The sequence below is a fragment of the Nostoc sp. genome (assembly GCF_036919615.1).
Taxonomy (GTDB): domain Bacteria; phylum Cyanobacteriota; class Cyanobacteriia; order Cyanobacteriales; family Nostocaceae; genus Nostoc.
Map to the genome: position 1 here is coordinate 18,992 of NZ_JBALCN010000016.1, position 21,848 is coordinate 40,839.

General features: G+C 40.8%; 17 protein-coding genes. 10 read left to right on the forward strand and 7 right to left on the reverse strand.

The genetic code is table 11. The features are described 5' to 3' along the window. Nucleotides 1–9: 9 nt before the first annotated feature. Complete coding sequence (locus tag V7K48_RS06530) at nucleotides 10–228, reverse strand: DUF4327 family protein (RefSeq protein ID WP_012407469.1); 219 nt, start codon at nucleotides 226–228, stop codon at nucleotides 10–12. 907 nt (nucleotides 229–1,135) lie between these two features. Between V7K48_RS06530 and V7K48_RS06535 the strand changes: the two genes are divergently transcribed. The 3 genes from V7K48_RS06535 to V7K48_RS06545 are packed head-to-tail and all read left to right on the forward strand — an operon-like array spanning nucleotide 1,136 to nucleotide 7,055. Further along, complete coding sequence (locus V7K48_RS06535; protein WP_335070718.1) at nucleotides 1,136–1,534, forward strand: tetratricopeptide repeat protein; 399 nt, start codon at nucleotides 1,136–1,138, stop codon at nucleotides 1,532–1,534. A gap of 29 nt (nucleotides 1,535–1,563) precedes the next feature. After that, nucleotides 1,564–5,385 (forward strand): FkbM family methyltransferase, encoded by a 3,822-nt coding sequence (locus tag V7K48_RS06540; protein ID WP_335070720.1) that lies wholly within the window; start codon nucleotides 1,564–1,566, stop codon nucleotides 5,383–5,385. Further along, nucleotides 5,382–7,055 (forward strand): O-linked N-acetylglucosamine transferase, SPINDLY family protein, encoded by a 1,674-nt coding sequence (locus tag V7K48_RS06545; RefSeq protein ID WP_335070722.1) that lies wholly within the window; start codon nucleotides 5,382–5,384, stop codon nucleotides 7,053–7,055. The genes V7K48_RS06540 and V7K48_RS06545 overlap by 4 nt, the downstream gene beginning before the upstream one ends. Nucleotides 7,056–7,099: 44 nt before the next feature. Here V7K48_RS06545 and V7K48_RS06550 read toward each other — a convergent pair whose 3' ends face one another. Next, nucleotides 7,100–9,319 carry an O-linked N-acetylglucosamine transferase, SPINDLY family protein gene (locus V7K48_RS06550; protein ID WP_335070724.1) on the reverse strand — a complete coding sequence of 740 codons (2,220 nt, stop codon included), beginning with the start codon at nucleotides 9,317–9,319 and terminating at the stop codon, nucleotides 7,100–7,102. Nucleotides 9,320–9,506: 187 nt separating this feature from the next. Further along, on the reverse strand, nucleotides 9,507–10,055 hold the full coding sequence (locus tag V7K48_RS06555) for a type IV pilin-like G/H family protein (protein WP_335070726.1): 549 nt from the start codon (nucleotides 10,053–10,055) through the stop codon (nucleotides 9,507–9,509). Between the two features lie 407 nt (nucleotides 10,056–10,462). On the opposite strand from V7K48_RS06555, the gene trxB reads away from it, so the two are divergent. The 6 genes from trxB (at nucleotide 10,463) to V7K48_RS06585 (ending at nucleotide 15,097) form a co-directional block, all read left to right on the forward strand. Further along, complete coding sequence (gene trxB / locus V7K48_RS06560; protein WP_335070728.1) at nucleotides 10,463–11,833, forward strand: thioredoxin-disulfide reductase; 1,371 nt, start codon at nucleotides 10,463–10,465, stop codon at nucleotides 11,831–11,833. A gap of 295 nt (nucleotides 11,834–12,128) precedes the next feature. Continuing rightward, nucleotides 12,129–13,025, forward strand: a complete 897-nt coding sequence (locus V7K48_RS06565; protein WP_335070730.1) for an ABC transporter permease — start codon at nucleotides 12,129–12,131, stop codon at nucleotides 13,023–13,025. 89 nt (nucleotides 13,026–13,114) lie between these two features. After that, the gene (locus V7K48_RS06570) at nucleotides 13,115–13,324 is read left to right on the forward strand and encodes a hypothetical protein (RefSeq protein ID WP_335070732.1); all 210 of its coding nucleotides are present in this window, start codon (nucleotides 13,115–13,117) and stop codon (nucleotides 13,322–13,324) included. 205 nt (nucleotides 13,325–13,529) lie between these two features. After that, nucleotides 13,530–14,420, forward strand: coding sequence for an ROK family protein (locus tag V7K48_RS06575; protein ID WP_335070734.1), 891 nt, complete (start codon nucleotides 13,530–13,532; stop codon nucleotides 14,418–14,420). Nucleotides 14,421–14,490: 70 nt separating this feature from the next. Next, nucleotides 14,491–14,724, forward strand: a complete 234-nt coding sequence (locus V7K48_RS06580; RefSeq protein WP_335070736.1) for a hypothetical protein — start codon at nucleotides 14,491–14,493, stop codon at nucleotides 14,722–14,724. Continuing rightward, nucleotides 14,690–15,097: a hypothetical protein gene (locus V7K48_RS06585; protein WP_335070738.1), complete on the forward strand. Its 408-nt coding sequence runs from the start codon at nucleotides 14,690–14,692 to the stop codon at nucleotides 15,095–15,097. Before V7K48_RS06580 ends, V7K48_RS06585 begins: the two co-directional genes overlap by 35 nt. A 522-nt stretch (nucleotides 15,098–15,619) precedes the next feature. On the opposite strand, the gene V7K48_RS06590 is transcribed toward V7K48_RS06585, so the two are convergent. The 4 genes from V7K48_RS06590 to V7K48_RS06605 form a co-directional block, all read right to left on the reverse strand. Continuing rightward, on the reverse strand, nucleotides 15,620–16,330 hold the full coding sequence (locus V7K48_RS06590) for an SDR family oxidoreductase (protein ID WP_335070740.1): 711 nt from the start codon (nucleotides 16,328–16,330) through the stop codon (nucleotides 15,620–15,622). Between the two features lie 586 nt (nucleotides 16,331–16,916). Next, complete coding sequence (locus V7K48_RS06595) at nucleotides 16,917–17,708, reverse strand: IS5 family transposase (protein WP_335070742.1); 792 nt, start codon at nucleotides 17,706–17,708, stop codon at nucleotides 16,917–16,919. Between the two features lie 100 nt (nucleotides 17,709–17,808). Further along, the gene (locus V7K48_RS06600) at nucleotides 17,809–18,231 is read right to left on the reverse strand and encodes a hypothetical protein (protein WP_335070745.1); all 423 of its coding nucleotides are present in this window, start codon (nucleotides 18,229–18,231) and stop codon (nucleotides 17,809–17,811) included. Nucleotides 18,232–18,339: 108 nt separating this feature from the next. Further along, entirely contained in the window at nucleotides 18,340–19,977 is a 1,638-nt protein-coding gene (locus V7K48_RS06605) for a CTP synthase (protein ID WP_335070747.1), read from the reverse strand. Nucleotides 19,978–20,062: 85 nt separating this feature from the next. Between V7K48_RS06605 and V7K48_RS06610 the strand changes: the two genes are divergently transcribed. Beyond that, nucleotides 20,063–21,838, forward strand: a complete 1,776-nt coding sequence (locus V7K48_RS06610) for an N-acetylmuramoyl-L-alanine amidase (protein WP_335070749.1) — start codon at nucleotides 20,063–20,065, stop codon at nucleotides 21,836–21,838. The last annotated feature ends 10 nt before the right edge of the window (nucleotides 21,839–21,848 follow it).

Sequence of the window (21,848 nt, forward strand, 5' to 3'; positions counted from 1 at the left end):
CCCTATTCCCTACTCCTCATCCCAAGTTTCTACAGCTAGCAATTCACTAACAGGATCTTGCATACTAAAGCCAAAGTCAAGCAGTTCCTGTTTCCAGTGCTGCCATTCATTACCGTAGAGCAAAGCGATTTTCCAGATGCTATCGCTTGGCTTGATAATATTCGATTCTATGAGTGATTGCACGTTGCGCTGCAATTTCACCATTGGGTGAATCACTTGCTGAGTCATAACCTCGATTGAATTCAGATTTTGTTGGTAAATGCTTAATTAAAACTGCTTCCCATTCTGCAATTGTTGCCGGGTCGTAGAGTGGTGTAATTTTGGTAAAGCTAGTCTTAACTTTTTAACTATACCATAACAAACTCTACTAAGTTACTGGTAAATTCGGTTTTGTACGGTAATTACCACCACAAAACTCTAATTCCACCAAGTAGTCCTTAAACTTTTTGCAGAAGCCAGGCAAAGGTTCAGGGAGAAGAGTTAAGGGATAAGGGATGCTTATGTTTCCCCTTTTCCCTTTAACCTTTCCCCGTCTTCTTTTTCCTCTTAACCTTTACCCTCTCTACACAAGAGTACAACAGTACCTTTTGAAAGATATCTATTGTGAACGCCGAGCAGAATAATTAGTCCTTTGGAAAGTTGCACTAAGTAGTGTGACTAAGGACAACTGGGAAAATTCTGTTTATTTGAATCACGAAAAATATATGTGATTGTTGAAGAACCCAGAGGACACGGGCTAGTTTGAAAGTTTTTGACTAACAGGGAAATTTGCAATTGAGTAGAAATATCTACTGTTTCTGTTTATTTAAACGTTATTTAGAATATCGCAAACATCTGGCATTAGGCAAATTAATTGCAAATCTTTATATAACTTTAATGTTTTGCCTAGAAAATAAAACCTGGAGGGTTGGCCCTGTTTAGGCACAGGAGAGGGTTTTACTTTGAAGCATAGGGGCGATCGCATGGCAAAATTGTCGGTACGACATAGCATAAAGTTCCTTCGTCTTCAGAGTCAGCATTTGAATTTTGTGTAAAAAATTTCCAGTGAAGATGTTAGTTTCTGTTGGGCAGATGGGTAACCTGATAACGGGAGGGTTGCTGACACCTAACTATTTACCACAGCAATAATTGATACATGCCTGGGTCATCGGAAGAATACCTAATCACCCGCAAAAAGCAGATTGAGCGGCGACAAAAGATTGTAACGATAGTGTCGATGTTCTCGTTTTTTGGATCTACGGTATTTGCAGTCATTCCGGCAATCCAACAGGCTAGTCAACCTAAGCCAGCAATTGCGTCTCCTTCTGCTGAGTCAGTATTACAGCAACAGGCACGGGGCTACGAGCTGGTTTTACAACGGGAACCAGAAAACCAAGTTGCTTTAGAGAAGCTGTCTGTGCTGCGGTTGCAATTGAAGGATGCGAAAGGTGCAATAGAACCTTTAGAGAAGCTGGTGAAGTTGCGCCCTGATCGGCAAGATTACAAAGTTGTATTAGAGCAGATTAAGAAACAACAGGGGAATGGCGAACAATAGAGTAAACAATCAAAGATAAGAATACGAATATGAATAACAAAATTTACGATTCTGAACTTCATCATTTGATTCCACCAGAAATTAAAAACGATGAATTTTATGCAGCTATTCAAAGGATTGCTAAAGAAGAAGATATTAAAACAGTTCTAGAAATTGGTTCATCTTCAGGAGAAGGAAGTACCGAAGCCTTTGTAACAGGGCTTCGTGAAAACCCTAACAAGCCTACATTGTTTTGCATGGAAATTTCCAAAAAAAGATTTACGAAATTAAAAGACAATTATAAAAGTGAAAAATTTGTGAAATGCTATAATACTTCTTCTGTTTCTGTAAAAAACTTTGCTGATGAAAAGGAAATTATTGATTTTTATCATAGCCATCATACTAATCTAAATCTTTATCCTCTTGAGCGTGTGCTTGGTTGGCTACAACAAGATATTGAGTATGTAAATAATTCTGGAGTATCTGATAACGGAATTCAAAAAATTAAACATGAAAATAACATTGATTGTTTTGATTTAGTTTTAATTGACGGTTCAGAATTTACTGGTCAAGCTGAATTATATGAAGTGTATGGAGCAAAATTTATTTGTCTAGATGATATCACGACATTTAAAAATTATATAAATCATCAAAAATTACTTGGAGATCAGAACTATATACTAGTTGCTCAAAGTACTTCTGTTCGGAACGGTTATTCTATTTTTAGGAAAGTTGATAAAATCGAAAACTATTTTTCTCCACATGAAAGTTCTGAGCAACTATTGGTTAGCAAACTAGTTCAATATGGAATGTTAGTTTTTGATATCGGAGCAAATGTAGGTGACTATTCAATCCTGTTTAGCAAATTAGTAGGTCATTCCGGCAAAGTTTATTCATTTGAGCCAACATTAAGTACTTTTAATAAATTAAAAGAACGATTTTTTAAATTAAAGTGTAATAATGTTTATTCATTTAAAAACGCAGTTTATTCTGATAATAAACAAATTGAATTTAATGAATTTCCTGAAAGCTTTTCAGCGTGGAATAGTATTGGTAAACCACAGATGCTGGACCCGGAAGGCTCTGGACAATATGTACCTATTATCAGTACTGAAATTGTCGAGGCAATTACACTAGATTATTTCTGTAAAAAAAACAATATTCTCAAAATTAATTATTTAAAAATTGATGTTGAAGGAGCTGAAAGTGATGTTCTACTAGGAGCAATAGACCTATTAAAAAATAAAGCCATTTCTTTTATCCAGTTTGAAATATCACAAAAAATGCTGGAGGGTTTAAACCGTAGTGCTAAATCCACCTTTGATATTTTGATTGAGCATGGTTATGAATGTCATCGGATAAATAAAAATGGAGATATTGGAGAAGGAGTAACAAATTCAAATTCTTTTTATGAAAATTATATTGCTTTTCCTGTACTGCCAATTCACTTTTTTACTATTGTTCTCAATGGACAACCATTTATCCGTTACCACATTGAAGTTTTTAAACAACTTCTTTTTAAATGGCATTGGCACATTATTGAAGGTGTAGCAGACTTAAAGCACGACAGTGCATGGAGTGTTCCTCTAGGTGGACGTATCAGTGATAAAATTCATTACAATGGACATAGCCATGATGGTACTACAGAGTATTTAAACGAATTAGCAGAACTTTATCCTGATAAAGTCACCATTTATCGGAAGCCAGAGGGTATTTTCTGGGACGGAAAACGTGAAATGGTGAACGCACCACTTGCCAATATTCAAGAAGAATGTTTGCTCTGGCAAGTAGATGTAGATGAATTATGGACATTAGAGCAAGTATGTACTGGTAGACAAATATTCATCAATAATCCTGATAAAACGGCTGCTTTTTATTGGTGCTGGTATTTTGTTGGTGAAAAATTAATTATTACTACCCGTAATTGTTACGCGCAGAATCCTCAACAAGAGTGGCTACGAACTTGGAGATTTAAACCAGGAGCATTCTGGGCAGCACATGAGCCTCCTATATTAGTAGAACCTTTAGTGGATGGACAATACAAAAATATAGCATCTGTAAATCCTTTTGTGCATCAAGAGACTGAAAACTTTGGTTTAGTTTTCCAACATTTTGCCTATGTAACAGCAGAACAATTAAGATTTAAAGAACAATACTATGGTTATAACGATGCCGTTTCCCAATGGAAAGCTTTGCAGGAGACAAATAAATTTCCTGTACTGTTACGAGAATATTTACCTTGGGTTAAAGATGAAAGCCAGGTAGATATTGCACATGACTGTGGAATTATACCGATAGCACAAAAAGAATTTGACAGTAATAGTTGGCAGTTTTTACAACCAAATGAAGTTCAGCAACAAGTTGCACAGATTAAAAAAACAGCACCAATAATTCTGGTTGACGCTGTATTCTTCCAACTCTACCAAACTGGTATAGCTCGTGTCTGGAAATCTTTACTAGAAGAATGGGCAAGTAACGGGTTTTCTAAACATATTAGTGTGCTTGACCGTGCTGGAACTGCTCCCCAAATTCCTGGTATTAGATATCGCAGCGTTCCACGTTATGACTACAACAATACTGATGCTGACCGAGAAATGCTACAGCAAGTTTGCGATGAAGAAGGTGCAGATTTATTTATCTCTTCTTACTATACAACGCCGACTACAACGCCTTCTGTGTTTATGGCATATGACATGATTCCAGAAGTCATGGGATGGGATATCAATAATCCTATGTGGAAAGAAAAGCATCAGGGTATTCAACATGCATCAGCCTACATAGCTATTTCAGAATATACAGCACATGACCTGGTAAGCTGTTTTACTGATATACCTGTAAATTCTGTGACCGTAGCTCATTGTGGAATTAAAAGCACTTTTTCGCTAGCTAAACCTGAAGAGGTTAATGCTTTTAAATCTAAATACGGGATTACAAAACCATACTTTATTTTAGTTGGTGGTGGAAGTGGTTATAAGAATAGTATTTTATTCTTTCAAGCTTTTTCACAGCTTGCCAGTAGCTACGGATTTGATATTGTCTGTACAGGAAGCGGTGGTGTATTAGTACCTGAGTTTAGAACTTATACATCAGGTAGTATTGTTCATATGCTGCAACTCAGTGATCAAGAGTTGGCAACAGCTTACTCTGGTGCTGTGGCACTAGTTTATCCTTCTAAGTATGAAGGTTTTGGAATGCCTATTATTGAAGCAATGGCTTGTGGTTGTCCTGTAATTACTTGTCCTAATGCCTCAATTCCAGAAGTTGCAGGGGAAGCAGTAATATACGTGAGTGATGATGATGCTGATGAACTAGCAAATGCGCTTTGTGAGATGCAAAAGCCCGGTATTCGCAACTCATTAATAACTGCGGGTTTAGCACAAGCGAAAAAGTTCTCCTGGGCAAAAATGGCGCAGACTGTAAGTGCTGCCTTGATTGATGCTACCCTTGCGTCTTTAAAACTTAAAGAGATTAATTTAATTATTTTCCCAGATTGGTCACAACCAGAAGAATTAATTGGTTTAGAATTGGAACGAGTGATGAGGACGGCAGCAACTCATCCTAATAGTCAAAAAACTACCCTACTTATCGATACTGGTAACAGTACTGCCGAAGATGCAGAACTGTTTTTATCTAGTGTGGTTATGAATCTTTTAGTACAAGAAGATTTAGATGTTACTGAAGAGTTAGAAATTTCTTTAGTTGGAAATTTGGCTGATATTCAATGGAAAGCTTTGTTACCTCGCATCTATGCGAGAATTGTTTTGGTATACGAAGATCCAAACGCACTGAACCAAGCAAAAGCAGAAAGTCTGACATCCTACAAAATAGAAGACTTTAGCCAAGTACAAGCTAAACAGTTTTTTTTTGCTTGAGCAATAAATTTTTCAGTGAGGGAAGATGGCAAGAAGCGATCGCGCAATATCAAAAACTCCTAGAATACCAATCAGGTGATGCAGAAATTTATTGGAATTTAAGTTATTGCTATAGACAGTTAAATCAGCTAGAGGAATATTTTAATACTCTCCAGCAAGGAATTAAACTTTACCCTACAGATGGAAGACTACATTTTTCATTAATCATCGATTTGCGCCAGAATGGGCGTATTCAAGAAGCAATTTTAAGTTCAGATAATGCTGCTAAATCCTTACCTGATGATTACACTTTTAAAATTATAAAATATTTAACTGTTCCATCAATATATGAAAATCATGGGGAAATTAACTTTTATCGCCAACGCTACACTCAAGGATTGCGAGATTTAATTGAGCAAACATCTCTTCAAACTACAGAAGATCAACATAGTGCTTTAGCAGGTATAGGTCGCCTCACAAATTTTTACCTATCATATCAGGCACAAAATGATATAGATTTGCAACGCCAGTATGGAAAGCTAGTACATGGAATTATGGCAGCTAACTATCCACAATGGGTCGTTCCTTTATCTATGCCTAAGCTTCAGCCTAATAATAAAGTTCGGATTGGTTACGTTTCCCATTACCTGCATTCTTATAGTGGAACACTTTGGTTAACAGGGTGGTTACGTTACTGCGATCGCTCAAGCTTTGAAATCTATTGTTACTACATAGGAAATGAGCCAGATCCAATTACCCAACAGTTTCAACAGTACAGTGATGTTTTCTACCATATTCCTGATAATTTCTCAGCAGCCTGTGAACAGATAATTGCTGATAAACTGCACATTTTAGTTTTTCCTGAAATTGGTATGAATCCCCAAACTATGCAAATGGCAGGTCTGCGGCTTGCACCTGTGCAATGTGTCGCTTGGGGACATCCGGTAACAACTGGCTTACCCACAATTGATTACTTTTTATCTAGCGAGTTAATGGAACTAGAAAATGCCCAAGACCATTATTCAGAAAAATTAATTCGCTTACCCAACATTGGCGTTTCTTACCCTAAACCATATATTCCGCCAGTCATCAAAAGCCGCTCAGATTTTCAGCTACCAGATGATGCAGTCATCTATTTATGCTGTCAAGCTCCTTTCAAGTATCTACCGCAATATGATTTTATTTTTGCAGAAATTGCTGGCCACCTTCCGCAAGCTAAATTTGTGTTTCTGCGTGGTGGTTTACTTCAGCCGCGTCTCAAACGTGCTTTTGCTGCTATCGGTTTGAATAGCGAGGATTACTGTGTATTTATTAGTATTCCAGAGCGACTAGACTATCTAATGATTAACTTACTTTCAGATGTTTATTTAGATACATTCACCTGGTCTGGTGGTAATACTACCTTAGAAGCGATCGCTTGTAATCTCCCCATTGTTACCTGTCCTGGAGAATTTATGCGGGGTCGTCATTCTGACAGCTTCCTGAAAATGCTAGGAGTGACAGATACTATAGCTGAAAATGAAACTGAATATATCGAAATTGCTGTCAAATTAGGACTAGACCAGGCTTGGCGAGGCACTATTGCAGAAAGAATGAGCCAAAATCATGATCGTCTCTTTGATGATAAAGCCTGTGTACTAGGTTTAGAAGCCTTCTATAAGCAAGTTTGTAGTAAGCACTTCAGTGCTTAAATTTGTAATTACAAAAGAAGAGGGCTAAAGTCCTCACTACGAGCTTATTTTTTTTCAATATAGTTCTGCCACATCTGTTGATAAGCCTTCTCCATTTCACGGGTAAACTGCTTACCATTCCACAAAGGTGCTGTTTGTCGAGATGCTTTCAATTTCAAAGCCACCTGCTGGCGTAAAGCCTCATCCTTTCCCAAACGCACACCCCACTCTACATACTCTTCATCAGTCCAGGCGATGCCTTCTGTAATTCCTGCATTCATCATCATCGTGTAGCTGTTACGCGCTGCAAACTGTTCGCCGACTCGTGTAACTAAAGGGATACCCATCCACAATGTTTCTAGGGTTGTTGTCGCTCCGTTGTAGGGAAATGTATCTAATACAATATCAGCAATGCCTAAATTAGCACGATGAACTGACTCGGAATGAACTATTGGTAAAAATTGTAACCGAGAACAATCTACACCTTCTTCTTCGGCAATTTGGTAAAAGAAGTGTTTAATTGTTTCCTCCTCAGCAAGTCCTTTAATCAAAAAGTAGCTGTTAGGTACTTGTTTGATAATTTGCATTTGCCACTTTGTGGTTTCTGGATGGCGTTTATATCCTCTTTGGGCGCTAAGATATACAACGGCATCTATAGGAATATCCAAGTCATCACGGCGGAGAGTTGGTACACCAACTTCAAAACCATCTACTGCTATGTAAGTTTGAGGTAATCGCCAGATTTTCTCTGTATAGTAATTTTGTGCATCATCTGGCAGTACATAAGGATCTGCGATAAAGTAATCAATTGCAGGTATGCCTGATGCATCCCACCCCAACCAAGTAACTTGAATTGGGGCTGGCTTGAGTGCCATCACTTCACAAGTAATATCTAGAGTGACGCTATCAAGGTCAACTAAAATATCAATTTCATCTTGATATATCTGGTCAGCAATTTCTAGACCGTTCATACCTAATTGACGAGCTTTCCCTGCCTGACTTAGATACCATTCTTGGAGATAGTCATTTCCTAATGTGTAGTTAACAAAATAAGTATATATATCAAATTTATCTCGCTCATGATGTTGAAATAACCAGCGAGCCAGCCAACCAACAGAATGATTCCTTAAAGCGTAAGATACATAACCAATTTTTAATTTCTTTAGATGGTGTGTTAAAGATTGATTATTAATAATTTGATGAGTATAGTTTTTTCCTTCTGATTGAGCAAGATTTTTAATATAATTATTAAAAATCTCAGCTACCTTATTATGAATAGCTCGAAATTCAGCAGGAGTATCTTTAATGTGAGGTATCGCAAAAGATGGTGCAAGTAACCGTAATATTCTTGCTTCTTCTAAAGGGATTTGTTGAGATCTAATAAACTGTTGAAATACAGTTTCTAACTCTTGAAAAGTTGTACATATTTCTTGCCAATATCCCCCTGCTGACATTAGACCCCTTAACAGCAAATGGAGGGCAAAAATTTTATCAGCCAAGCCTTCTGATAAGGAATAACACAACTTAGCTGTCTCTATGCCTTGAGAATAATTACGAGCATCTTGATAAAAAGTCGCTAAGTGCCGCAAAATTTCTACATTATCTGGTTCCAATCGTAAATGCAATTTTAGTAAAGATACTGCTAGTAAAGGTCGTCGTAAAGTATGGCCAATTTTCAGAGCAGCAGGAAGCAGTATAGAGAAGCATTGATGAGGATCAGAGAAATAAGGCAGACTAGCTTCTATTAAATTCAGATTGGCTGGATGTAAGGGGATAGTATTTAAAAATTCTTTTAAAACTTGGATTAATAATTCGAGATCGATTTCTAGATTTTCTTTTATTCTTAAGGCTTCAATTAATTCCCACTCATTCAAATCATCAATTTCTTCAAATTTTTGCAATTTTATAGAAAGTATAAGAATTTGAAGCAAATTATTTAAATAACTAGGATTAATTTCCCGCATATGCTGACGAATTAACCAAGCTAGAGAATATTCTGCTAGTGTTTCACGCCTTCGTGCTTCTATTTGTAAAACTTGAAATAGTTCATTCGTCCAAATTTGTAACTGTTCTTCATCTGCCTCTGTCATTGGCAGCATCCAAGTCATTTGAGCTTCTGCTTCTTGCCCTTGCAATAGCAACAGTAGTCCTAAATGCCAATAATAGGGGATAGTATTTGGTTCTATCACTATTGCTTGCTCGTATAACTTTGCTGCTTGCAAATAGTTCTCTTGAATGAGGTATTTTTCAGCCTGATTTTGCCAATTATATATATTAGTAATCATTGTGATTTTCATTGAGAGAGATATGGGCAATTTAATTGTGAATAAATCACAAAATTGAAATAAAGTGGATAGAAGAATCTACCCACTTGAGAAAACATGTAATTTAGCTGAATAAAAGTCGTGATAACAACTTAAGTTCTATATCAAGTGTTATCCGTGAGTAATTTTCATCTACTAACTCACATGTCTACTTAGATAAGCTACTGAAGCTGGTGGGGCAACTAGTCACATCAGTTACAGGAGTTACATCTGCACCACTGTTAACTCTTGCGGCGTTGGCTTCACACAAAATAGCTATAGTAGTAGCTTCACTAGTACCAGATTGAACTACCACACCCACACCGCCGACATAACTTTTGAGAGGTGCAGTAGCAAGTACTGTTGCTGCTTGGTTGGTTACTACGGTATTAGTACCACCACCACCTGCAATTTTGTATACGTAATTTGTGGTTTGTGTTGCAATACCAAGACCTAAAGTACCAAAATCAGCTTGAGACGCAAATGAGTTTTTTTCTAAGTAAAATGCTTGTTGGGCGCGGTTCATCGAACCTATATAAGTTTTAGCTTCTGACTGCTTGGCTTTGTTAGCTTGGTTCAAGAAAGAAGGTAGTGCGATCGCAGACAAAATACCGATGATAATAATTACTACTAGTAATTCAATGAGTGTAAAACCCTCATTTTCGTTCTTCTTGGCGAGGATGTGTTGGAGAAATTTGGCTTTTAATTCGGTTTTCATAAGTGTTTTCCGGGGGGTAGGAAGTAATTGGGTGTTCTAGATGTAACTTACCCACCTGCGATCGCTTTCCTATCACCTTGAGAAAAAAAGTTTGGCGAGATGCGGTTACACAATCCTTGCATCCCAAATGGCACAAACATTAATAAGCCCCTGGTGTAGACCCAAAGGCTAGATTATCGATTTCATTTGTAAGGTATGAGCATTCAAGAAATAGCAGAATTTTTAGAACTAGATATTGAAATTATCAGAAAACATCTGCAAGAACAGTCTTAGCGGTTAAGAGGATGTTTGGCAAGTGTTGAGCGCATAGTACTGTAGGGATTTTCCAATCGCTTACCATCTGGCGTAGCCAATCACAGTTTATTATGCTATATTAAACGTAGTCGTTATGAGTTCGTATAAATATCATGACTAACCCCACAGTAGAAAACTTAGTAATTATCGGTTCTGGCCCAGCAGGCTACACAGCCGCCATCTATGCTGGACGCGCCAACCTGAAACCCGTTGTATTTGAAGGTTTCCAAGCCGGGGGGTTACCTGGTGGGCAACTAATGACAACGACGGAAGTCGAGAACTTTCCTGGGTTTCCCCAAGGGATTACCGGGCCGGAACTGATGGATCAGATGAAGGCTCAGGCGGAGCGCTGGGGAGCTGAACTATATACTGAAGATGTTATATCAGTTGACTTGAGTCAGCGTCCCTTTACAGTGCGATCGCAAGAAAGGGAAATAAAAACTAATAGCATCGTCATTGCTACTGGTGCAACTGCAAAGCGTTTGGGTTTACCCAACGAACATGAATTTTGGAGCCGGGGTATCTCCGCTTGTGCAATTTGCGATGGTGCAACACCAATTTTTCACGGTGCAGAACTGGCTGTGATTGGTGCTGGCGACTCGGCGGCGGAAGAGTCTATTTACCTCACCAAATACGGATCTAAGGTGAATATGTTGGTACGCACCGATAAAATGCGGGCTTCTAAAGCCATGCAAGACCGCGTTTTGAGCAACCCAAAAATCCAGGTGCATTGGAACACAGAAGCCGTGGATATCTTCGGTAACGGTCATATGGATGGGGTGAAAGTCCGCAATACCAAAACTGGTGAAGAGAGCAAACTGCACGCTAAGGGTTTATTCTACGCTGTTGGTCACAGTCCTAATACCTCTCTATTTAAAGGTCAATTAGAACTGGATGAAATCGGTTACGTTGTCACTAAGCACGGTACTGTGGAAACCAGTGTAGAGGGCGTTTTTGCCGCTGGTGACGTCCAAGATCATGAGTTTCGGCAAGCAATTACGGCTGCGGGTACTGGCTGTATGGCGGCGATGTTAGCAGAACGTTGGTTGTCGTCCAGTGGCTTGATTCAAGAATTTCATCAACAGGCAGAAACAGCAGACAATGAATTAGAACATCAGCCAGCCAAAAAGACTGAAGCCGAGGAAGAAGCTGGATTTAATTTGAATGCGACGCGCCATGAGGGAGGTTATGCTTTACGGAAATTGTTCCATGAAAGCGATCGCTTACTTCTTGTTAAATATGTCTCTCCTGGTTGTGGCCCTTGCCATACTCTGAAGCCGATTTTAAATAAAGTGGTGGATGAATTTGACAGCAAAATTCACTTTGTAGAAATTGACATCGACAAAGACCGAGATATTGCTGAAAATGCTAGTGTGACAGGAACGCCAACGGTTCAATTGTTCAAAAATAAGGAACTAGTAAAGGAAGTCAAAGGTGTGAAGCAAAAGAGCGAATATCGTCAGTTAATTGAAAGCAATCTGTAATTAGAGTTAGGAGAGACGCGATTAATCGCGTCTGTACAGGAGTTAGGAGTAGAGACGCGAGATTAATCGCGTCTGTACAGGAGATTAGGAGTAGAGACGCGATTAATCGCGTCTGTACAGGAGTTATTGTTCTCCCTATCTCCTCCACCTAGCAATATTGCCCACCCTAATTTCTCTTGTCGGATCTTAGCTGGAAATAATCTCATCTGTAAGGTAGGGTTGAGGGTTGAGTTTGGAGTTGACAAAATTACTCTTATAACTCATAACTTATAACTCATAACTCTTAACTTGCTTTATGGCCATTACAAAACGGCGCCTACCGACATTTTTACAGTTTGCCAAAAGTCCCAATCTTTCGCAAAAACTCATGCTCATCGGGTTAGCCATTACCCTATTTTTCATCTTCCTGGCATTCTTCGCTCCCGTATTCCAGGCTTGGGGATGGCTGCAAAACCCCAAAGATTTTCTCTCTAATCCAATTCACGAGCCACCCTCAGCTAAATATTGGTTTGGTACTAGTCGCCTGGGCTATGATGTGTTCTCCCGGACATTGTTCGGTGCTCAGGCTGCTTTGCAGGTGGTGATCTTGGCAACAGCGCTGAGTATGATTATCGGTGTGCCTTTGGGGATGCTGAGTGGTTATCTCGGCGGTAAATTGGATAAAGTGTTGCTGTTTATTATGGATAGCATTTACACTCTACCGGGGCTACTGCTGTCTGTGACGCTGGCATTTGTGGTGGGGCGGGGGATATTAAATGCAGCGATCGCTATTAGCATTGCTTACATCCCCCAATATTACCGCGTTGTTCGCAACCACACCGTTAGTGTGAAAACTGAAGTGTTCATCGAAGCTGCTCAAGCAATGGGCGCTTCTACTTGGGTTGTGCTTTCTCGTTATCTGTTTTTCAACGTCATTCAAAGCGTACCCGTCCTATTCACACTCAACGCCGCTGATGCGATTTTGGTGTTGGGCGGTTTGGGCTTTTTGGGGCTAGGACTTCCTGAAGAAGTGCCAGAATGGGGACATGATTTAAAACAAGCCCTAGAAGCTCTACCTACTGGCATTTGGTGGACTACGCTTTTCCCTGGTCTAACAATGACATTTATGGTGGTAGGGTTATCACTACTTGGTGAGGGGTTAAATGAATTTGTCAATCCCCGATTACGGAGAGAAAATAGAATCCGGAAATAGTCAGTCAACAGTGGACAGTTATCAGTCAACAGGCTGATCATTGATAATTAGTAACTGATAACTGATAATTGATAACTGGAGAGATTTGTGTGAAAGATAACCTGACGTTAATTGCCGCCGCTACTGGCGGGTTTATCCTTTCCGTTGCCCTTGCTGGCATCTTAAGAGGTGCTCCAGTTACAGCTTGGCAGGAGCAATCGAGTTTCCGCACCACGACTTTTGCTAATTTACAGAAATCGGAGTTGAAAGCTTCGCGTCTTCTTCCAAGCAAAGACGCTGCGCGAACAGATCGGGGATGAAAACGACTTGCACCCAATAAAACAGAAAATTTAGCATTTTTTCGGACCAAAATGCTAAAACTCTGACGAATTGAGCTTTAAAATTGCAACGCTCCAGGACACAGAAGTTTAGTCCGTGGCCATTTTATTGGCTACAAACTTGTGCAAAGCTGTACTACGATGCTTTTGAAGCCGAAAATTTGCTGCTTGGTGTGAGGATTTTAAAGTGGTGAGTTCTCAAGTAATTGGCATTGATGTGGGGGGAACAGCAATTAAGCTGGGGCGTTTTGCAGCTGATGGTACTTGTCTGCAATCCTTGACTATGGCGGCTCCCCAACCGACAACACCAGAGGCTGTGCTGGCAATGATCGTAGATGCGATCGCCCAAATTGATCCAGATAATCAAACTGTTGCTATTGGTGTTGGGACTCCTGGCCCATCCGATGCAGCAGGACGCATTGCCAAAATCGCGATTAACTTACCTGGATGGCGCGATGTGCCTTTAGCTGACTGGCTAGAAACCAAAACTGGCAAACCTACTGCGATCGCTAACGACGCTAATTGCGCTCTTTTGGGAGAAGCTTGGCTGGGAGCCGGTCGCCACTTTCAAAATCTGATTCTGCTAACTTTAGGAACTGGAGTTGGTGGCGCAATTATCCTAGATGGCAAACTGTTTGTTGGGCATCAAGGAGCCGCTGGGGAATTGGGTTTAATTTCATTCAATCCTGATGGGCCAATTTGTAATAGCGGCAATCAAGGCTCTTTGGAACAATATGCCTGTGTGACTGCGATTCGCCGTCGCACTCTCAAGGAACCCATCGAATTGGGTTTACTTGCCCAACAAGGAGATGCCGCAGCATTGACTTTTTGGCAAGAGTATGGTATAAATTTGGGAATTGGTTTGACGAGTTTGATTTATGTCCTCACACCGCAAGCGATCGTCATTGGTGGCGGTATAAGTGGCAGCTTTGAATTTTTCTTACCAGCAGTGAAGGCAGAAATTGAGAAGCGAGTGCAGCCTTTATCAAGAGCGGGTTTACAAATATTGCCAGCGGAGTTAGGCCATTTTGCTGGGATAGTCGGTGCAGCAAAGTTAGCATGGCAACTCTATTCCTAATTTTAGATTATGGTTCAAAACAATCCCAGCTAGAGACATCAGTCTTTACGAATTAGAAGAAAAATTTGGTTTGCAACTTGCCACAGACACCAACTTCTTTACAGAGTGGACAGAAAATTTACCAACTCTGACTGATGCTGAAAAGCAAGCGATGTCTGACGACAAGCCGTTACACGTCTACGCGCGAGTGAAAAGCAACTATTTAAACTTGAATAAGCACCGTCTGATGTCAGAAGAGGCGGTAAAGATGGTAGTGCTGTCTCCTTTACTTGATATTAGCTGGATTTTATCAACTTCCTTTTGAGATTGAAACCGAGACTTCTGTTGAGATTTCTGCTGAAGACGAGAGCTTTATCCTTAAAGGAAACATTGATGTTCTTGTCATCCAAAAACGTTTTTGGGTACTTGTGATCGAATCTAAAAGCAGTAAATTTGATGTGATGACAGCTCTCCCTCAAGCACTCACTTATATGCTTGATCATCCAAATCGTGTACAACCAACTTTTGGTTTACTAATCAACGGTAGGGAATTTGTTTTTGTCAAATTGATTCAACAAGAACATCCTTGGTGTGCACGATCTTATGCGCTCTTGATTGAACATGATTCAGAACTAAACCAAGTACTCAGTATATTGAAGTGTCTTGGAGAATTAATCGTGTTTTTACTCCCTGAATGACCAAATTGTGAACCATAACCTGACCAAAAGTTTAGGCCATCTCAAGGGTTATAGCTAAAACAGAAGATCAAATTTTGTATCAAATTATGTTACTTCACTTGAAATGCTGAATCTATGTGCAGTACACAATCGATTTACAGTTAGTAACTTTATGGTCAAATATCCTCAAGCCACAATTCCTAAGTGTTACACGGAAAGGGTAAACTGCAATACCCTCTATCCGGAAACTAAAAGTCGCAGGGATTACCTTTTTTATGATATTCAAACTAGCAATTCGATAACCCCTGACAATTGCATACTCCGTTAATCTAGTCGCTTGACGCTCTAAATTCGGCTTTGTCTCTGCTGACGATACCCTGGCGTAAATTAAAGCAATTGCCTCAATCTCTACTGGTGAATTAGACTCAATAATAATGTGCTACCTGCCCCTCAGCTAGATCGCGCTGCTCCAGTCCAACGCCCTGCTCACCAGAAAACAGACTGGTTAGGTTTTTAAAGCAACCCAACCGATTCAACCAATACTTAATGTAACCGTCCCCCTCCATCTACATCTAATATCGCTCCTGTCGTAAATCCATTCTTGATAAAATAGGAAACTGCTTGACCAATTTCTTCAGGTTTTCCAACCCGTCCAAGAGGTAACTCTCCACCCATTTGCTTAAAGAAATCTGCTTTCTGCTCAGGAGTCATCCAATCATAAACCGGAGTGTCAAACAGACCAGGAGAGAGTATATTCACACGTAGAGGAGCAAGCTCTTTTGCCATCGTGAATGCCATTGCTTGAATTGCACCATTCACCGCAGCCACCCCAGTTGTACCGGGGATTGCTGAACGGCTTGCACCACCGATGACAAACGTAATCGAACCATCAGCACGAAGTTTGCTTAAAGCCGCTTGAGTACACAGGAAAAAACCGTAAAACTTTTGGTCGAATGCAACTTTTAGCTCCTCTAGTTTCAGATCGCGAAAATTGCCCCACGCTGCTTTCCCGCTACCAATTAATGCTAAATGGTCGAGAGAACCCACTTGCTCAAAGAAGGATGCAACCGAGGCAGCATCTGTGAAATCAAGTGGAAATCCTGTACAGTCCCCCGCAACTTGAGAGAGTGCCTTGTTGATCGTGTCTTGAGAACGACCAGAAATGATGACACGATACCCTTCACTGCTGAGTACCTGTGCAGTTGCCAGCCCCATACCTGATGTCCCACCAATTACAACAACGGTTTCGCTCACAATCAAATCTCCTCTTTTTCAAGAAAAACTCTGTCATTCAGCTTGATCTCAAACACCAGCAGATAGCCTTCAAACTACCGTCTCAACCAATCTCCAAAACTGTCGGCATTTTATCAAAAATCACAGGAGTTTCGATATTGTTCTCTACGTTGTGTTCTCCTTGAAGTAACTCAAATCTCTTGTCTATACTTGAGATCAAACCCTTGCGTATTCAGACGAAATCAAAATCAACTGTAAAATCTACATTTCACGCTTCAAAATGTAATATTTGAATACTTCAATAACTCTCACGTAAAATCATTTATATTATTAAGTATTAACATTGATCTTTATAAGCTTTTAACGTAGGCGTTGCCCTGAAACCCTATTCTCTAAGTGTGCCTTTATCTCATAAATGACTAAATTGTGAACCATAGCCTGACCAAAAGTTAACCCAATCTCAAGGTTATAGCCAAACGCCACTTAGTAATTCCAGTACTGATAAAAATACGATAACCCACGATACATAAGAGCAAACAGATCCCAGCATTAACAAAAAGTTGGGCAGACCTTAGAGGATGTTTGAAAAGTTTTTAGAGTTCAGAAATTATGCCAAACGCCTCACCATGATACGGATCATGGCAACATAAATAAAGGTCTCCGATGTTTCAGGTAGTAATTCATAATCTCGAACCAATCGGCGACATCCCATCAACCAACCAAAAGTACGTTCGACAACCCAACGTTTTTTGAGCAAAACAAATCCCTTGGTTTGTTCTGGGCGCAAAACTACCTGCACAATCCAACGACAAAAATTCATGACCCATTGCATAAATGGTTCGCCATCAAAGCCACCATCAACCCAGATAGTCGTCAAGCGAGATATCTTTTGATGGGACTGTTTAACCCGCTTGAGAACTTGTTTTCCTCCTTCTCTTTCACCGACATTAGCTGCTGTCACTAAAACCCTCAAAACTAATCCCAAGGTATCGACGGTCATAAATCGCTTACGTCCTTTCAGCTTTTTACCTGCATCAAAACCAACTGACTTACTCACCATTGCTGCGCTTTTAACGCTTTGACTGTCAATGATTGTCTCGGATGGACTTGGGTGACGTTCTATCTCAATTCGAGTCCAATCTCTGAGTTGATCGTGAATCATGAGCCAAGTCCCATCAATGCGCCAATTGCGAAAATATGTGTAGACTGTCTGCCAGGGAGGAAAATCTCCGGGTAGCGATCGCCATCTCACTCCTTCTATCAAAATGTAGAAAATTGCGTTTAGGACTGACCACATATCAACTTCACGCTTTCGACCACCCGGTTTCGCTTCCGGGATTAAGTCACTAATCAACTGATATTGTTCCCAGATCAGGTTGCTAGGGTAAGCTTTACTCATACCACTCTCTCGGTGCTGTTTATTATCTATTCACAGCGTATACTGAGAGAGCTTTTTTACAACATCCCCGACTTTTCAAACAACCTCTTACTAATTAATACTAAGACAAAGAATATCCTGTTGCTTTCTTAATGTATTGCACAACTTTTTCATAAGATTCAGGATTACTCACAGGGTTAATAATGATGGGGATAGTGCCATCTGGCAACCAAAAAGTTATCCTGCCGTTCGGTTCATGACAAAAAAAACTGATGCAGTTGAGATTAATTACATATTCGTTTTTTTCGTAAATAATTTTCACCCAGTGGGCATGATCTAATTTCAATCCCGTCACACATTCTAAATAATCAAGAATCTTTTGATAATCTTCCAAGTTACTTTGTGGATTAATCACTATCGGAATGGCACTATCAGGTAACCAAAAAGTAACTCTGCCATTCAGCTCATAACAAAAAGCATGGACACGTTCAAAATTCAATACATATTCTCTCCTCTCGTAAAGGATTTTCACCCAGTACGCCACAACATCTCCTCAAGTCCGAAATTTACGAATGATGCACCTTGTATGTCCAAATCTGCTGAAGCCTTAAGTTAATGTTGCAATTAATTAGGAATTAGGAATTAGGAATTGTTATGACACCTCCAATGGCGTTGGTGTACCAGATGTCGAAAGAGAAAGAGCGATCGCTGCTTGAATAAACCCTTTAAATAAGGGATGAGGAGTACTGGGGCGCGATTGAAATTCTGGATGAAATTGGCAAGCAAGAAAGAATGGGTGCTTGGGTAATTCCACAATTTCAACTAAGTGTCCATCAGGAGAAGTACCACTGATCACATACCCAGACTTTAATAACAGATCGCGGTAAGCATTGTTGAACTCATATCGATGTCGATGTCGTTCATAAATTACATCTTCTCGATAAAGCTTGAAAGCCAGAGTATCAGGAAGAACACGACAAGGATATAGTCCCAAGCGCATTGTACCCCCTAAATCGACTACTTCCTGCTGTCCTGGCAATAAATTAATTACTGGATCAGTTGTATAGGCGTCAAATTCAGCACTATTAGCATCTGTTAATCCCCCTACGTGCCGCGCCCATTCAATCACAGAACATTGCATTCCCAGGCATAAACCCAAAAAGGGAATTTGGCGATCGCGCGCGTATTTAATGGCAGCAATTTTGCCATCCACCCCCCGAACACCGAAACCTCCTGGCACAACTACGCCATCGACACCCTCAAGATAATTTTCGGCTGGTTCAGTTTCCAAATCTTCTGAGTTCACCCAACGCAGGCGCAGTTTGCCATAAGTGGAGATTGCAGCATGGTTTAGTGCTTCCACTACAGATAGGTAGGCATCACTTAACTGCACATATTTACCGACAATGGCAATTTCTAGCTCGTGCTTGGGACTATGTAACCGTTTTACCAAGGTTTGCCACTGCGTCAAATCTGGTTTACGTTGCTCCATTTGCAGCAAGTTCAGCACTTGTTCTGCCATTCCTTCCCATTCCAGGTTTAGCGGAACTTCATAGATACTTTTGGCATCTTGGGAAGTGATGACGCATTCTTCGGGCACATCGCAAGATCCAGACAATTTCTGCTTTAATCCCTTGGGTAAGGGGCGATCACTCCGACAAACTAAAATATCTGGTTGAATGCCAATGGATCTCAGTTCCTTAACTGAATGCTGTGTTGGCTTAGTTTTCATCTCACCCGCAGAGGCAATCCACGGCACCAGCGTTACGTGCATGTACAGCACATTCTGCCGTCCCACCTCTTTGCGGAACTGGCGAATTGCTTCCAAAAACGGCAGTGATTCAATATCTCCCACTGTACCGCCGATTTCTGTAATCACAACAGATGGGTTTGTACTTTTAGCAACTCGTAGAATCCGATCTTTTATTTCATTGGTGATATGAGGAATTACCTGTACTGTGCCGCCATTGTAGTCTCCACGCCGCTCTTTATTGATGACTGCCTGGTAAATCGAGCCAGTAGTAACACAGTTCAATCGCGACATTGAGGTATCGGTAAAACGTTCGTAATGCCCCAAGTCCAAATCTGTCTCCGCACCATCCTGGGTAACGAATACTTCCCCATGCTGAAAGGGACTCATCGTGCCAGGATCGATATTGATATAAGGGTCGAGTTTGAGAATCGACACGGAATATTCGCGCGACTTGAGCAAACGCCCTAGACTTGCTGCTACAATGCCTTTACCAATACTGGAGACTACGCCTCCAGTTACAAAGATAAACTTAGTCATAGTAGTTTGAATTTCTAACAACTTCTAAAAATACATCCCGTCATTGTGCCACAGTTGTTGTGGTATAGTTTTCTGTGATTTTGTCGTGAAAAACCTCTTAGGATTAGTAATATTAGGCTGTATTCTCACATCCTCCGTAGCATTGGCAGAGCCATCTCTTATAGTCATTTTTCCCCAGACAAACTACCAGACAAGTGCCCAAAAAATCTTCTTTCTGGGCACTGCACCACCAGATGGTCAGGTTTTGATCAATAGTAAGCCAATTACCCGCAGCAAAGCGGGTCATTTTTCCCCTAGTTTCCCCTTGCAGTTGGGGGAGAATCTTTTTACTGTGCGTCACGACAATCAAGAACTCCAGATTAAAGTGACAAGGCTTACCACTGGCCCTGAACTACCACAAGGTTTAGGCTTTGCTAAAGATTCCCTGACTCCTGCAGCTGACATTGCCAGATTACCAGAAGAATTAATTTGTTTTAGCGCGTTAGCGAAACTTCCTCAAAGGGTTGCACCCCCTAACGCCAATGTCTCTGTCAAGTTAGCTAATCAAATTATTGCCCTTTCACCCCAACCTCAACAGGCACAACTACCAAGTAATTTGGCAATTCTGACAGGGCAAAATCAGCCTTATGCCCAGTCTAGCGTAGGCAATTATAAAGGTTGCACCACAGTGGCGACAGCCGCCGATCTGGGACAACCTCAGTTTCAACTAACGCTCAATGGCAAAACGATAACTCAACCAGGATCTGGTAAGATTCAAATCCTCTCAAGAGCAGAGTTGCCAGTTGCTGAGGTAACGGCAGACGCAGGCGTTGCTCGCACTGGCCCGAACACCGATTATTCTCGACTCACACCACTGCCCAAAGGCACACACGCAACAGTTACAGGTAGGGAAGGTGAATGGTTGCGCCTAGACTATGGCGCTTGGATTAATAGTCAGGAAACCCGCATTTTAGCTGGTGCAATTGAGCCACAGACAATAATTCGCAGTGTCGGATACCGTCAACTCCCTGATGCGACAGAGATAGTTTTCCCCTTACAAGTTCCCGTACCTGTGAGCGTGCAACAAACTGAGCAAGCTCTCACTCTCACTCTCTACAATACCACTGCCCAAACGGACATTATTCGCCTGGATGATGACCCCCTAATTTCTCGCCTAGATTGGCAACAGAAGGCTCCAGAACAAGTAGAATACACCTTTAACCTCAAAAAAGCTCAACAGTGGGGATATAAGCTGAGATACGACGGTACAACCCTGGTTTTGACTTTGCGTCATCCGCCTAAAATCGGGAACATAAGACGAAAGCCTTTAGCTAATTTCAAGATTGTACTCGATCCAGGGCATGGCGGTAAAGAATCGGGTGCCAGTGGCCCAACTGGATATTTAGAAAAAGATGTGAATTTGGTGGTATCTAAGTTGCTGCGCGACGATTTGGTGAAGGAAGGAGCAACAGTAGTAATGACGCGGGAGGACGATCGCGAACTTTCCTTAGCAGAACGTCAGGCAATTATCAGTCGAGAAGAACCTGCGATCGCTATTTCCATACACCACAATTCCCTACCCGATGATGGTGATGCCGAAAAAATCAAGGGATTCGCCGCCTTTTGGTATCAACCCCAAGCCCACAACCTGGCAATGTTTTTACAGAACTATGTAGTCAAAAAACTCGGCAGACCTGCCTATGGTGTGTTTTGGGATAACCTAGCGCTGACACGTCCAACGGCTGCGCCATCAGTGTTGTTGGAATTGGGTTTTATGAGCAATCCTGATGAATTTGAGCAGGTGGTGAACCCAGAGGAACAGAAAAAGATAGCAAATGCGATCGCTCAAGGGATTACTGAGTGGTTTATGAGAGTCAAATGAAAACAAATAC